The organism is Microbacterium sp. MRS-1, assembly GCF_000585455.1.
Classification (GTDB): Bacteria; Actinomycetota; Actinomycetes; order Actinomycetales; family Microbacteriaceae; genus Microbacterium; species Microbacterium laevaniformans.
Map to the genome: position 1 here is coordinate 1 of NZ_JAUF01000022.1, position 12826 is coordinate 12826.

The following is a 12826-nucleotide window of genomic DNA, read 5'->3' on the forward strand; positions in this document are numbered from 1 at the left end:
CCGGGATCGGAGGCCAGACCCCCTCAGCCCGCGTTCACAACGTCACGGGGAAGTACAGCTAGGCTCACCGCATGGACTTGCGGGTCGCCGCCTACGCCGTCGTCGTCGACGAGTCCGACCGCGTGCTGCTCGCTCACTGGCACCAGGGGCGCCGCGGAGCGTGGACGATGCCCGGAGGCGGCTTGGAAGACGGCGAGGATCCGGTGGATGCCGCGCGCCGCGAGGTCTGGGAGGAGACGGGGTTCCGCGTGCGTATCGGGGCGCTGCTCGGCATCCACTCTCGCGTGATCCCCGCGAACCGCCGCGTCTTCGCGGACGACCCCGAACCGCTGCACACGCTGCGCATCGTGTACCGGGCGGAGGTGACCGGCGGGCAGCTGCGTTACGAGCGCAATGGATCGACCGATCGTGCGGAGTGGTTCGCCCTCACCGCGCTCCCACCGCAACGGGTGAAGCTCGTCGACATCGCACTCGGGATGGCCGGCCTGCCCGTCGCCAGGGCGAGCTGACCCGGCTGAGCGCCGCGCTCAGGAGGCCGATGCCGCCGGCTGGGAGATGTCGGCGACCGTCGCGTCGTACGCACGGATGAGGTCGTCGGCGTCGACGAACAGGCTGTATCCGTGTGCCCCGGCACCCATCGCGATACGCCGCCCCACGATCGACGCGTCCGCATACACCGGCCAGTCGTTGGTGCTGCCGATCGGCACGATCGTCCCGCGCTCGTAGCCGGTCGCGGCCAGAGCGAGATCCGGCTCGGGGAGCCTCAGCTTGTTCACCCCGACGAGGGCCCGCAGCTTCGGCCAGGAGATCGCCAGATCTCCCGGGATCAACGCGAACAGATACGTGTCGTCGGACTTCTTGACCACGAGTGTCTTGACGATGTCAGCAGGCTGCAGACCGAGCAGGCTCGCAGCGTCCGCGAGGCTGGATGCCGCGGGGCGCTCCCGCAGCTCGATGTCGAGACCGCGCGCGGCGGCCGCATCTCGGACGCGGTCGAGGGGATCAGGCATCCGGGGCGCGCAGCGGGTCGTCCGCCACCCACAGCTCGTCGTCGGCGCGCAGTGTCTGCCACGCGGCGTAGACCACACCGGCCGCGGCGGCGATGCCGAGGAGAATCGCGATGACGCCGCCGGCGCCCAGGCTCTTCTTCGGAGCGGGGACGCTCAGCTGCTTCGTCGCCTTCTTGCCGTACTTGTCGGCCTTCTTCTGCATGGCGGCGAGGTCGATCGAGCCGAAGCCACGACCCGCGGCCAGATCATGACGCTTCTCGGTCGCGGCATCCCACACCGACAGCGCCGAACCGATCAGCGCACCCGCCGTCGGCACGACCTTGTCGTTGTAGACCTTCTTGGAGGTCGCGACGCCCTGCTCGACATACGGCGCCGCGTACTTCTCGTACGTGTGCTGCACGGTCGGCACGACCTGCTCGCGGTTGTAGTTGCCGAGCTGACGACCGGCCTCGCGGGCGACCTCGCCCGCCTGTCCGATCAGGACCTGCTGCGACTCCCACAGCGTGTTCGCCTGGTGCTGGAGCTTGCGGAGTTCCTTCTTGCGCTTGCGGCTGAGGCTCACGGTGCCCTCCCTGGGTTCCGGCTGGGTTTCATCCCATCTTGCCAGACCTGCCGGGCCTCGCGAGGGGTTGACAGGTGAGAGAATGCTAGGCATGCCGATCCACACCGCCGTCGCGACCATCCACACCAACCACGGCGACATCGTCGTCAACCTCTTCGGAGACCACGCACCGCGCACCGTGCAGAACTTCACCGGTCTCGCCGACGGCTCGCAGGCCTGGACGCACCCGGCGACCGGCAAGCCGGGCGAAGGCCCGCTCTACAAGGACGTCATCTTCCACCGCATCATCCCGAACTTCATGATCCAGGGCGGCGACCCGCTCGGTCAGGGCGTCGGGGGACCCGGCTACAACTTCAACGACGAGATCCACCCCGAGCTCACCTTCGGTGCCCCCTACCTGCTGGCGATGGCCAACGCGGGCCTGCGCCGCAACGCCATCACGGGCAAGGCCGAGGGCACCAACGGCTCGCAGTTCTTCATCACGACCGATCCGACGCCGTGGCTCAACGGCAAGCACACGATCTTCGGCGAGGTCGCCGACGATGCTTCGCGTGCCGTCGTCGACGCGATCTCGGCCGTTCCGACCGCCGCGGGCGACCGCCCGATCGAGCCCGTCGTGATCAGCTCGATCGACGTCGTCCCCGCCTGAGCAGAGCGGAACCGGCCCGCGTGACCGACTCCGACATCCGCACCAATCCGGACAACTTCTGCTACCGGCATCCGGATCGGCAGAGCTTCGTGCTCTGTCAGCGGTGTCTGCGCACGATCTGCGGAGAGTGCCAGACACCGCTTCCGGTGGGAGTCATCTGCCCGGAGTGCCTCGCCGAACAGCGCAAGGCGGCGTCGGCGAGTGTCACGCGGATGCCGCGTCGACGCCCGTCCGGTATCGACGGAAAGCCCGTCGTGACGTACACGTTGGTCATCGTCACCAGCGTGTTCTACCTGATCGGACTGATCCCCGGCATCGGTCTCTATGTGCAGAACCTGCTCGCCTTCCACGCGCAGCTGGCGTACGTGCAGCCGTGGCGACTGCTGACGGTGACACTCGTTCACGCGAGCATCTTCCACATCGCCTTCAACATGCTCGCGTTGTGGGCGCTCGGACGCAGTCTCGAGCCGCTGCTCGGAAGGTGGCGCTTCCTCGCGCTCTACCTGCTGAGCGCTCTCGGGGGCTCGGTCCTGACGGCGCTGCTCGCCCCGAACACCTGGGTCGTCGGCGCTTCCGGTGCGGTCTGGGGATTGCTCGGCGCGATGTTCGTCATCGGCCGTCACCTCGGCGCCAACGTCACGGCGATCGCCGTGCTGCTCGGGATCAACCTGGTGATCACGTTCCTGCCGGGATCGAACATCGCCTGGCAGGCGCACATCGGCGGCGGTCTGGTCGGCGCCTTGATCGGCGTCATCTTCGCGCGCACGCGGAAGATCCGCCAGCGCGCGCTGCAGATCTGGCTGCTGGTCGCCGTGGGCGTCGGCCTGCTGGGTGCGCTGGCTGTTCCGCTCTACCTGTACGCCTAGACCGTCAGCCGAGAGTTATCCACAGGTTCATCCACAGATGGGGATGAATCACACCCGTGTAATTCACAGGCCATGACACCTGTGGAAAGACCGCGGACGCCGGCGATCAGCGCCAGCGCGTGGTCATGAGGAATCCGATGAAGGCGATTCCGAAGCCGATGACGAGGTTCCACCCGGCGATGCCGGGGATCGGCAGCGCCTGGTTGCTCAGGTAGAACACGATCACCCACAGCAGACCCAGGATCATGAGCCCGAGCATGATGGGCTTGAACCACACCGGGTTGGGTGCGGACTCGCCTTCGCCGTACTCCGCGACCTGCTCGTCGTGCTTTCCTGAACGCGCCATGGCCACGATTCTACCTGGCAGGTCTCCCTCAGCCATGCTGTGCGACAATCACAGCGTGAAGGACGGCATCGACGGCAACGCAGCTGAGGGCATCGGCTCGCTCGAGCACACGTCTCGGCGCGCCCGCCGTCTTGCAGCGCAGTCGGAGGAGTCGGGGCCGACCACTCCGGCGGAGCCGATCACCCAGGAGCCGGAGGGTGCGTCTGCGCCGCTGCGCGCCGCGAAGCCGCGACGACGAGCCTCGTTCCTCGGCGTCCTCGGCGAGCTGCTGATCACGGCCGGCGTCGTCGCACTGCTCTACGTCGCCTGGCAGATGTGGATCGGTGACTGGATCATCGGGTCTCAGAAGCACACGGAGGCCAGTGCGCTGTCGCAGAGCTGGCTCCAGCAGGTACCGCAGAGCCCGACGGCATCCGACACGCCCACGCCGTCTCCGAGTGCGAGTTCATCGCCCGCGGCCGCCGCACCGGTTCCGGTGATGGCGCAGAAGGACTACGGTCAGCAGTTCGGGGTGATGTTCGTGCCCCGCTTCGGACCGAACTGGCAGTTCACGGTGGCCGCGGGAACGGGCCGCCACGACATCCTCGACGCGGGTGAGATCGGTCACTACACCGATACCGCCATGCCCGGAGAGGTCGGCAACACCGTGTACGCCGCCCACCGATGGACCTCGGGCGCACCGTTCGACCCGATCGACAAGCTCGTGATCGGTGACGCGATCGTCATCCAGACGCCGGACGGCTGGTACACGTATCGCTTCCGCACTCTCGAGTACGTGCAGGCGACGCAGGTCGAGGTCTTGCTGCCGGTTCCGCAGCGGGTCGGCATGGCAGCAAACGGCCGCTATCTCACACTGACCAGCTGCGCCCCGAAGCTCAACATGCTCGAGCGCATCATCGCGTACGCCGTGTTCGAGAGCTTCACTCCGACCTCGGCGGGACCGCCCGCCTCGCTCACCCAGGGAGTGTCCGCCTGATGTATGCCGCCCTGTGGCGTGTTCTTCCCGGCCCGGCCTGGGTGCGCATCCTCATTCTGCTGGTTCTGCTGGCCGCCGTGCTCTACGGGCTGTTCTGGTACGTGTTCCCGTGGGTCGCTCAGTTCGTCAATCCGCAGGATGCCACGGTCGGCGGCTGAGGGGCGACGAGTTCTCGTCGTCGACAACCACGACAGCTTCGTCCACACGCTCGTCGGCTATCTGCACGAGCTGGGGGCGACGACCGACATGGTCGAAGCGGATGCCGTCGATGACCCCGTGGCCGTGATCGCCCCGTATGCGGGAGTGCTGATCTCACCCGGACCCGGCTCGCCGGAGGATGCCGGGGCCTCGATCGAGATCGTGCGGGCGGCGGCTTCCGCGCGCATCCCCCTGATGGGGGTGTGCCTGGGCCACCAGGTGCTCGGGGTGGCGTTCGGTGCGACGGTGGCCGAGGCCCCGCAGCTGCGCCACGGCACGACATCGCGGGTCTGGCATGACGGCGCGTTCCCCTTCGCCGGACTGCCGTCGCCCTTCTCGGCGACGCGCTACCACTCTCTCGCGGTCGTTCCGGACTCGCTGCCCGCCGAGCTCGAGGTGACCGCGCGCACATCGTCCGGAGTCATCATGGGACTCGCCCACCGCGAGCTGCCGCTCTGGGGCGTGCAGTTCCATCCCGAATCGGTGCTCACCGAGGGTGGGCACTTACTGCTGGGCTCATGGCTGGAGCGCGTCGGGGCCGCCGGGGCTGCAGCACGCGGCCGCGAGCTGCAGCCCCGGCGGGGATCACTTACCGGTGCAGACGCGGAGCTCGACCGTGGAGTGGATCGGCACATCGCCCGGGGGCAGTGACTGTCCGGCGACGATCGGCGTCGAGCCCACGGCGGGACACGACGGGTCCTCGACGACGCTCGCGGTGAGTTTGAGGTCGGCGGACGTGAGGTCCCTGGTCGCGGCGTCGACGGTGTAGCCGACGAGGTTCACCAGAGCGACCTTGCCGCTGGCGACCGTGAGGTTCACGCGCGTTCCGACCGGGATCTGCGTGCCCGCGGTCTGGTCGGCCGAGATGACGATGCCCTGGGCGAGGTCGGGGTCGCTGCGCGTCGTCACGGCCCCCAGCTGCAATCCGACGGCCTTCAGAGCCGCTTCTGCGTCTGTCGACGACTTGCCGGTGATGTCGGGCATGGCGCTGGTCTGCTGACCCGTGGAGACGTAGACCGTGATCGTCTGGCCGGGAGCCACGATGGTACCCGCGGCGGGGTCGGTGCGGATGACGTTGCCGGAGACGATCGCATTGTCGCTCTGGTCGACGCGCTTCGCCTGAAGATCCTGACCCACCAGCTTCTCGCTCGCGCGGTCCCACGACATGTCGACGACGTCCTCGACGACGCGCGAATTCTGCGGCACCGCGGCGCCGGGCCTAATCGTGATGACCCAGATCAGCACCGAGATCAGGACGACGGCGAGCAGTGCCACCCCGGCCCAGATCCACGCGGCCGGGGGTCCTGCCTGCGTCCGCCGCATGGTCGTGTCGGCGGTCAGCTGGCGCAGCGACCGGGCCGTCTCTGCGGCCTGCCGCGGGTTCGCACCGTAGAGCTCGCTGGCCAGCGCGCCGACCTGCTTCTTCGTCGGGGTGTGACCGTCGACCGTGGCGTCGAGCGCCTGGCGGAACGACGCCGCGTCCTGGTACCGCTGGAACGGATCCTTGGCGAGAGCGCGCAGCGCGACCGCGTCGATCGAGCGGGGGATCGCGTCGACCAGTTCGGAGGGGGGAAGAGGCGTCTCGCTGACGTGCTGATAGGCGACCGCGACCGGAGACTCGCCGCGGAAGGGCTGGCGACCGGTGAGCAGCTCGTACAGCACGATGCCGGCCGAGTAGAGGTCGGCGCGCGCATCGACCGGCTCACCCTTGGCCTGCTCCGGCGACAGGTAGGCCGCGGTGCCGATGATGGCGGTGGTCTCGGCGACGGTCGAGGAGGAGTCGGACACGGCGCGGGCGATGCCGAAGTCCATGACCTTCACCTGGCCGCCGGGGGTGATCATGACGTTGCCGGGCTTGATGTCGCGGTGGACGACGCCGGCGCGATGAGAGTACTCGAGTGCTTCGAGGATGCCGTCGACGTAGCGGATGGCGTCGCCGACCGGCACGCCGCCGTCGCTGACGACATCCTTCAGGAGGGTGCCTTCGACGAGCTCCATCACGATGTAGGGGACGGGGTGCGTCGAGCCGTCGGGGTCGGTCTCGGCATCCTCACCGGCGTCGTAGACGCGGACGATCGCGGGGTGCGACATTCGCGAGGCCGACTGCGCCTCGAGCCGGAATCGGGTGCGGAACGCGCTGTCTTCGGCGAGCTCCCGCTTGAGGATCTTGATGGCCACCTGACGCCCGAGGGTCAGGTCCTGCCCGCGGTACACGGTGGCCATGCCTCCGCGGCCGATGAGTTCATCGACGCGGTACCGCTCGGACAGCACACGCGGATCTGCAGACACTTCTCTCCCCTGGGCTGACTCATAGCCAGCCTAATAGAACCCTGCTGTGCGACCCCTGGACCCTTACGCCCGCGACCCCCACCCCGGGGACGCGGGCCGCGCTCTCAGGGAGCGACCGGCGTGCCCGTGGGCGTGCTCGTCGTCGGGATCGGCGCCTGACCCTCCTGGGAATCCGGGCTCGTGCGGTCGCCGCACTGCGCGCTGTACTTCACGAGGATCAACGATCCCGGCTGCACGTTCTTGTCGGCCGTCACCTGAAGGCTCCGCGGCGCGGTGGGCGACTGATACGTCGTGCTGTTGTTCGCGTTGAAGGTGCCGTTGATGACGGTGAAGTTGTACGCGGTCACCGACGATCCGGCCGGGCATCCACTGAACGCCTCCCAGGTCACGGTGAAGGTCTGCGACCCCTTCGGGTCGTTCGTCACCGTCGGCGGGTTCGGCGTGCCGATCGGGCTCATCTCGTCGTAGAAGGTCAGCGTCACCGGGCTGCTGAGCTTGACGTTGCCCGTGGTCGGGTTGGTCTGGTACACCTTGCCGACCTCGTCCTGCGTCGTTGCCGCGGATCCCCGCTCGCAGGAGACGTTGGTGAAACCAGCCTTCTCAGCGATGGCCTTTGCGGCGTCACACGTCTGACCGATCAGTCCAAGGCTGTCGATGGCTACCGTCGTGGGGCTCGCCGAGGGTGACGGGGGCGTCGCCGAGCGGCTGGGCGTCGAGGATGTCGAGGAACTCGTCGTCGGCGCGGGCTGCGCGCCCTGGTTCGCGAAGAGGGCGAACAGGGTGCCGCCGAGCACGATGAGCAGCAGCGCGATGAGCGCGACCAGCGGCCACGTCCACGGGCTGCGCTTCTTCTTCTGCGGCTCGTCTGCGGCATCGACGGCCGCGACGGCGCCGGCCGCTCCCGCGGTCGGCAGCAGGCGCGTGGCCTCCTGAGTCGCGAGTCCCGGGGTCAGCAGCTTCGTCGCCTCGTCCATGGCCAGGCCACCGGCGATGGCGGGGACGATGGCCGCCGCTCCGGCGACGTCACCGCGACGAAGCGCGGTCGCCGCTCGGGCGACGGCGGATGCGGTCGCGGGCCGGTCCTCCGGCTTCTTCGCGATCATGCTCATCACGAAGTTGCGCACCGGCTCGGCGATGGTGGCCGCCAGCGGCGGCGGGGTGTCGTTGATCTGCGCCATCGCGATCGCCACCTGCGACTCCCCGGTGAAGGGGCGCTTGCCGGCGAGGCACTCGTAGGCGACGATGCCCAGCGAGTAGATGTCGGTCGCGGGGGATGCCGCGTGCCCCGACGCCTGCTCGGGCGAGAGGTATTGCACGGTGCCCATCACCTGACCGGTGGCGGTCAGCGGCACCTGGTCGGCGATGCGGGCGATGCCGAAGTCGGTGATCTTCACCCGTCCGTCGGGGGTGATGAGCAGGTTTCCCGGCTTGATGTCGCGGTGCACGAGACCGGCGGCGTGCGCGGCCTGCAGGGCGGCGGCGGTCTGCGCGACGATGTCGAGGGTCTTGTCGGTGGACAGTGATCCCTCGCGCTCGAGGATGGTCGACAGTGCTTCCCCGGGGACGAGCTCCATCACGAGGAAGGCGGAGCCGTTCTCCTCGCCGTAGTCGAAGACGCTCGCGATGCCCTCGTGGTTGACGAGCGCCGCGTGGCGGGCCTCGGCGCGGAAGCGCTCCAGGAAGCCCGGGTCTCCCATGTACTCGTCTTTGAGGATCTTGATCGCGACGGTGCGTCCGATCACGTGGTCGGTGGCCTCCCAGACCTCGCCCATGCCGCCGATCGCGATCCGCGAATCCAGCTCGTAGCGTCCACCGAAGCTCACACCCTGTGTCGGTCTCATCTGCTCAGCACCGCCTCCATGACTTTCTTCGCGATTGGAGCCGCGATCCCGTTGCTCGTGCCGGACTGCCCGAGACCTCCGCCGTTTTCCACCATCACGGCGACGACCACTTTCGGGTCGTTGGCCGGGGCGAAGCCCGTGAACCAGAGAGTGTACGGATCCGAGGGTCCGTGCTCCGCGGTACCGGTCTTCCCGGCCACGTCGAACCCGTCTATTGTTGCACCGCTGGCCGCGCCGTCACGGACATTGGAGATCATCAGCGAGGTCATCGTCGCGGCATCCGTCGAGCTGAGCGCACGGCCCAGCTCGGGGTCGGTGAACGTCTCCTGCACGGTCAGATCGGGCGCGACGACCCGGTCGACCATGCGCGGCTTCATGACCATGCCGCCGTTGGCGATGCCGGCGGCCACCATCGCCATCTGCAGCGGCGTGGCGGTGACGCTGCCCTGTCCGAACCCCGTCAGGGCGACCTTGTCGGCCGAGAGGGCGCCCGTCGGGTATGCCGAGGTGACGACGCCGAGCGGGATGTCGATGCTCGCGTTGTTGAAGCCGTACTTCTCGGCCTCGGCGCGAAGGGCGTCCTGGCCGAGCGCGACGGCGAGCTGTGCCATCGGGATGTTGCAGCTCAGGCGCAGGGCGGTGGCGATGGTGACCTGATCTCCGGGGCCGCACGTGTTGCCGTCGAAGTTGCGGATCGAGGTCGACGTTCCCGGCAACGTGTAGGTCGCGGGGTTGGGGAAGGTCGAGTCCGGCGTGAACTTGCCCGACGCCAGCGCCGCCGAGACGACGACGAGCTTGAAGGTCGATCCAGGCGGGTTCAGGGTGTCGATCGCGCGATTGTCGAGCGGATTGACGGCGGCGTTTATCAGCTGGTCGTAGGTCTCGTTGACCTGCTGCGCGTTGTGCACGGCCATCGCGTTGGTGTCGTAGCTCGGGCTCGTCACCATCGCGAGAACGCGCCCGGTCTTGGGCTCGAGCGCGACGACGGCGCCCTGATAGGTGCCGAGCGCGTCGAAAGCAGCTTTCTGGATGGCCGGGTCGAGGGTGAGCAGAACGTTGGAGCCGCGCGCGGGCTGACCCGTGATGATCTGATCGACGCGCGAGAGGAACTGCGAGTTGGCGGTGCCCGAGAGCTCCTTGTTCATCGACTGTTCGAGGCCGGTGAGCGAGTTGAGCAACGGGTTCATGTACCCCGTGACCGGCGCCCACATCTGGGGGTCGGCGTACTGGCGCTGCCAGGCGTACACGTCGTCGCTGGGCACGGAGTCGGCGATGACGGTATCGCCGGCGATGATCGACCCGCGCTGCACCTCGAACGAGTCGTAGAGCGCGCGCTTGTTGAGCGGGTTCTCGCTGAGATCGCCGGCCTGGACGACCTGGATCCAGCTGGTGGCGCCGAACAGGGCCACGAACATGGCGAGCATGATCAGCGACAGCCGTCGCAGTTCGCGGGTCATCCGATCACCACCCGGGGGCGCGAGCGCACGGCATCGGAGATGCGAAGCAGCAACGCGACGACGATCCAGTTGGCCACCAGAGACGATCCGCCCGCCGCGAGGAACGGGGTCGTCAGCCCCGTCAGGGGGATGAGTCGGGTGACGCCGCCGACCATGATGAACACCTGGAGCGCGATGGTGAACGACAGTCCGGTGGCGAGCAGCTTTCCGAAGTCGTCCTGGCCGGCGATGCCGATGCGGATGCCGCGACTGGTGAACACCATGTACAGGCAGAGGATCGCGAAGACGCCGATGAGCCCCAGCTCTTCGCCGATGCTGGGGAAGATGTAGTCGCTCTGCGACAGGGGGGTCAGCCCCGGCCGTCCACGGCCGAGACCGGTTCCGAGCAGGCCGCCCTCGGACAGGCCGAAGATGCCGCTCACGAGCTGATAGCTGCCGCCCGCGCTGTCGATGACGGCGGGGTTGAAGGCGTCCAGCCAGTTCTGGAAGCGCCCTCCCACGTAGCTGAGCACCTGCGAGGCGATGAGGGCGCCGCCGACGGCCAGCAGCAGACCGAGCACCGCCCAGCTCGTCTTGCCCGTGGCGACGTAGATCATCGCGATGAACATGCCGAACATGAGCAGACCCGTGCCGAGATCGCGCTGGAAGACGATGATCGCCATCGAGGCGAGCCAGATGAGCAGGAGCGGTCCAAGCTCGCGGGCACGCGGCCACGTCATGCCGAGGAAGCGCGTACCGACCGAGGTGAGCGCCTCGCGCGTGCGCACGAGGTAGCCGGCGAAGAAGATGGCCAACGCGATCTTCGCCAGCTCGCCGGGCTGGAAGGAGAAGAGGCCACCGATGGAGATCCACACATCGGCGTTGGCGTCGGTGCCCAGCCCCGGCACGAAGGGGAGCACGAGCAGCAGGATGCCGACGAAGCCGAAGACGTACGTGTAGCGGAACAGCACGCGGTAGTTCTTCAGGAAGATCACGATCGCGACCGCCGCGGCGCTCGCGATGGCCAGCCACACCAGCTGGCGGGTCGAGAGGGCGTCCCACCCGGTGCTCTGGTCCTCGATGTCGATGCGGTAGATCATCGCCAGGCCGAGACCCGACAGCACGGTCGCGATGGGGACGACGAACGGGTCGGCTTGCGACGCTTTGAAGCGCAGCACGATGTGCAGTCCGAGCACCAGCACGGTCAGTGCGCCGCAGTAGTAGAGGAACGTCCAGTCGATGTGGCCGAGCGCGCCCAGCTGCACGAGGGCGACGGCGGCGCCGTTGATCGCGAAGGCGAACAGCAGCAGACCGAGTTCGCGGTTGCGCTGCGTCTGCGGCATCCGGAGCTTTCGCAGCGCCTTCACGACCGTCGTGTCGGCCTGGACGGTGTCTGTCGCCGAGCTCATCGTCCACCCTCCAGAGTGGTGCGCAGGGTGTCGACGATCTGCTCGGCGTCCGAGAGCGAGCGCGCCGAGATCGTCGAGGTCACCGCGAGACGCTGGTAGAAGGGCAGGTCGTTCAGCACGATGCCCGTGTCCTCGTAGACGGACGACAGCGAGATCGGGCCGATGTCCTGCTGGATGCCGCGGTAGATGACGACGGTGTCGGCATCGGCGCCGACGAAGTACCGCGTCTGAGTCCAGGCGTAGGCGCCGAGCGCTGCCGCCGAGAGGGCGGCGAGAATCGCGATCAGGCCGACGACCCACCAGATGCGCCGACGGCGGGCACGTCGGCGGTCTTCCTCGATGAGCTCCTCGAGGAACTCCGCGGCGGGCTCGAAGTGCGTCGGCTCGTTGGCGGCCTGGCGGGCGGTGTGCAGCCAGCTGGTACGCCCGGGGCGGGCGGCCGGCACGTCGACGCCCTGCGGGTTGGACGCCGAGCCGACGATCGTCGCGGTGCCGCTGAACATCGGGTGGCTGCCGCCGACGTCCACGATGACGACGGTGACGTTGTCGGGGGCTCCGCCGTCGAGCGCCTGCTTGAGCAGGAGATCGGCGGTGCGGCCCGGCGGATAGTGGTGGCCGAGCACCTTGCTGGTGTGCGCGTCGTCGACGACGCCGGAGAGGCCGTCGGAGCAGAGCAGCCAGCGGTCGCCGGGCTGGGTCGGCATGATGAACGTGTCGACCTCGGGGTCGGGGTCCATGTCGCCGAGCACGCGCATGAGCACGGACCGACGCGGGTGGTAGCGCGCCTCTTCGGGAGTGATGCGACCGGAGTCGACGAGCCGCTGCACGAAGGTGTGGTCGGTGGTGATCTGGGTGAGCGCATCGTCGCGGTAGAGATAGATGCGCGAGTCGCCGATGTGGGCGATCACGGCGTAGTCGTCCACCATGATGAGGCCGCTGACGGTGGTGCCCATGCCGGCGAGTTCGGGTCGGCGCGCGACGGTGTCGATCAGCACCCCCGCGGTCGAGGAGATGGCTTCCTGCAGCGCCTGCTCGGCCTCCGCGGTCGAGGCGTAGGGGTGATCGAGGTTCTTCAGGCGGTGGACGGCGATGCTCGAGGCGACATCACCCCCGGCGTGGCCGCCCATCCCGTCGGCGACGACGAAGAGATTCGAGCCCGCGTAGCCCGAATCCTGGTTGTTGGAGCGCACCTTCCCCGTGTGGGAGATGGCGACGCTCGATCCCTCGAAGACCATGAGAGGCGG

14 protein-coding genes are annotated in these 12826 nt (G+C 68.2%); 6 read left to right on the forward strand and 8 right to left on the reverse strand.

The annotated features are described in order from the left end of the window. Positions 1 to 71: 71 nt before the first annotated feature. Positions 72 to 509 carry an NUDIX hydrolase gene (locus AS96_RS05825; RefSeq protein WP_036286749.1) on the forward strand — a complete coding sequence of 146 codons (438 nt, stop codon included), beginning with the start codon at positions 72 to 74 and terminating at the stop codon, positions 507 to 509. A gap of 18 nt (positions 510 to 527) precedes the next feature. On the opposite strand, the gene AS96_RS05830 is transcribed toward AS96_RS05825, so the two are convergent. Together AS96_RS05830 and AS96_RS05835 are read right to left on the reverse strand one after the other, a co-directional pair. Further along, a complete protein-coding gene (locus AS96_RS05830) occupies positions 528 to 1010 on the reverse strand; it encodes an aminoacyl-tRNA deacylase (protein ID WP_051498769.1) in 483 nt (160 codons plus the stop codon). Next, complete coding sequence (locus AS96_RS05835) at positions 1003 to 1572, reverse strand: hypothetical protein (protein WP_036286752.1); 570 nt, start codon at positions 1570 to 1572, stop codon at positions 1003 to 1005. The genes AS96_RS05830 and AS96_RS05835 overlap by 8 nt, the downstream gene beginning before the upstream one ends. A gap of 91 nt (positions 1573 to 1663) precedes the next feature. Between AS96_RS05835 and AS96_RS05840 the strand changes: the two genes are divergently transcribed. Together AS96_RS05840 and AS96_RS05845 are read left to right on the forward strand one after the other, a co-directional pair. Further along, a complete protein-coding gene (locus tag AS96_RS05840; protein ID WP_036282703.1) occupies positions 1664 to 2221 on the forward strand; it encodes a peptidylprolyl isomerase in 558 nt (185 codons plus the stop codon). Positions 2222 to 2241: 20 nt separating this feature from the next. Next, positions 2242 to 3087, forward strand: coding sequence for a rhomboid family intramembrane serine protease (locus AS96_RS05845; RefSeq protein ID WP_036286754.1), 846 nt, complete (start codon positions 2242 to 2244; stop codon positions 3085 to 3087). Positions 3088 to 3193: 106 nt separating this feature from the next. Here AS96_RS05845 and AS96_RS05850 read toward each other — a convergent pair whose 3' ends face one another. Further along, positions 3194 to 3433: a cell division protein CrgA gene (locus tag AS96_RS05850; RefSeq protein WP_005054721.1), complete on the reverse strand. Its 240-nt coding sequence runs from the start codon at positions 3431 to 3433 to the stop codon at positions 3194 to 3196. Between the two features lie 55 nt (positions 3434 to 3488). Between AS96_RS05850 and AS96_RS05855 the strand changes: the two genes are divergently transcribed. From AS96_RS05855 to AS96_RS05865, 3 genes are read left to right on the forward strand one after another with little or no spacing between them, the layout of a single operon-like run. Continuing rightward, on the forward strand, positions 3489 to 4409 hold the full coding sequence (locus AS96_RS05855) for a class E sortase (RefSeq protein WP_231477132.1): 921 nt from the start codon (positions 3489 to 3491) through the stop codon (positions 4407 to 4409). Next, positions 4409 to 4567, forward strand: coding sequence for a hypothetical protein (locus AS96_RS15450; RefSeq protein ID WP_036286756.1), 159 nt, complete (start codon positions 4409 to 4411; stop codon positions 4565 to 4567). Before AS96_RS05855 ends, AS96_RS15450 begins: the two co-directional genes overlap by 1 nt. Then, positions 4548 to 5258 carry an anthranilate synthase component II gene (locus AS96_RS05865; RefSeq protein WP_036286759.1) on the forward strand — a complete coding sequence of 237 codons (711 nt, stop codon included), beginning with the start codon at positions 4548 to 4550 and terminating at the stop codon, positions 5256 to 5258. The genes AS96_RS15450 and AS96_RS05865 overlap by 20 nt, the downstream gene beginning before the upstream one ends. Here AS96_RS05865 and pknB read toward each other — a convergent pair. The 5 genes from pknB to AS96_RS05890 all read right to left on the reverse strand — a co-directional run bounded on the left by pknB (position 5193) and on the right by AS96_RS05890 (position 12817). Beyond that, a complete protein-coding gene (gene pknB, locus AS96_RS05870) occupies positions 5193 to 6896 on the reverse strand; it encodes a Stk1 family PASTA domain-containing Ser/Thr kinase (RefSeq protein ID WP_036286762.1) in 1704 nt (567 codons plus the stop codon). The two genes, AS96_RS05865 and pknB, sit on opposite strands and share 66 nt — an antisense overlap. A gap of 104 nt (positions 6897 to 7000) precedes the next feature. Then, the gene (locus AS96_RS05875; RefSeq protein WP_036286764.1) at positions 7001 to 8737 is read right to left on the reverse strand and encodes a protein kinase domain-containing protein; all 1737 of its coding nucleotides are present in this window, start codon (positions 8735 to 8737) and stop codon (positions 7001 to 7003) included. Next, positions 8734 to 10194 (reverse strand): peptidoglycan D,D-transpeptidase FtsI family protein, encoded by a 1461-nt coding sequence (locus AS96_RS05880; RefSeq protein WP_036286767.1) that lies wholly within the window; start codon positions 10192 to 10194, stop codon positions 8734 to 8736. The genes AS96_RS05875 and AS96_RS05880 overlap by 4 nt, the downstream gene beginning before the upstream one ends. Further along, positions 10191 to 11582, reverse strand: coding sequence for an FtsW/RodA/SpoVE family cell cycle protein (locus tag AS96_RS05885; protein ID WP_036286770.1), 1392 nt, complete (start codon positions 11580 to 11582; stop codon positions 10191 to 10193). Before AS96_RS05885 ends, AS96_RS05880 begins: the two co-directional genes overlap by 4 nt. Then, positions 11579 to 12817 carry a PP2C family protein-serine/threonine phosphatase gene (locus AS96_RS05890; RefSeq protein ID WP_036286773.1) on the reverse strand — a complete coding sequence of 413 codons (1239 nt, stop codon included), beginning with the start codon at positions 12815 to 12817 and terminating at the stop codon, positions 11579 to 11581. The genes AS96_RS05885 and AS96_RS05890 overlap by 4 nt, the downstream gene beginning before the upstream one ends. Between the last annotated feature and the right edge of the window lie 9 nt (positions 12818 to 12826).